This is a genomic window from Vibrio sp. 811 (assembly GCF_033339195.1).
Genome location: NZ_JAWOUB010000449.1, coordinates 1 through 676, shown reverse-complemented (window position 1 = coordinate 676; position 676 = coordinate 1). Strand labels below are relative to the sequence as shown.

The following is a 676-nucleotide window of genomic DNA, read 5'->3' as shown; positions in this document are numbered from 1 at the left end:
GAATAGCGTTGATTCGGCATCAGCTCCGCTGAAAACGCCGAGGAAACTTGCTTACTGGTTTGCTCACCTGATGCAGTTAGCACGCTATCTTGGCATTTCAAATCAGCAATAACAGGGCCGAGCTCTAAGCTTCCCACTGGACTTTGAATGCCACTGGCACTCCAAACCAATGTGCCTTCACCAGTTTTACACCACGGAGCTGCGTAAGTCGCATGACGAATGTTCAACTCCAGCTGGCCATCAACACTAACAGGCACCGGCAGGCGCGCTTGTTCGACGGCTTTCGATGCCGGGATCGACGCCACCAAATTTTCCGCGTAAGGGCCATCGCTGAAACTGTATCCAACTAAACCTCGACCGCGAATGTTCATATCGCTGCCGCGCCCAAAACGTACCGAAAATTCGGCTTTGCCGGTAAATAAGCTAGACCATTGGAAATCCCAATTCACTTGCCCTAGATTTTGACGCTGCCAACGCACGCTAGAAGCCTGACCTTGCCAAACGGAACCGTGAGCACCTTGTATGTCGAGCCCTTTCACAGTGGGGGCTTGCTGGAGAACCCAAGAAACAGGTAAACCCATGATCAAGCTAACAGAAAAACAAACGATAAAGATTACAACGTAAAGTACTGCTCGCTTCACCTTAACCTCGCTTAAATTGCAGACGGTTCACATCA

The 676-nt window shown here is 50.1% G+C and carries 1 protein-coding gene; it reads right to left on the bottom strand.

The window, feature by feature from the left end; genetic code table 11:
- Nucleotides 1-641 (bottom strand): type II secretion system protein N (locus R7Q46_RS27415; protein ID WP_318078306.1); only part of this gene is annotated, 641 nt, incomplete at its 3' end.
- Between the last annotated feature and the right edge of the window lie 35 nt (nt 642-676).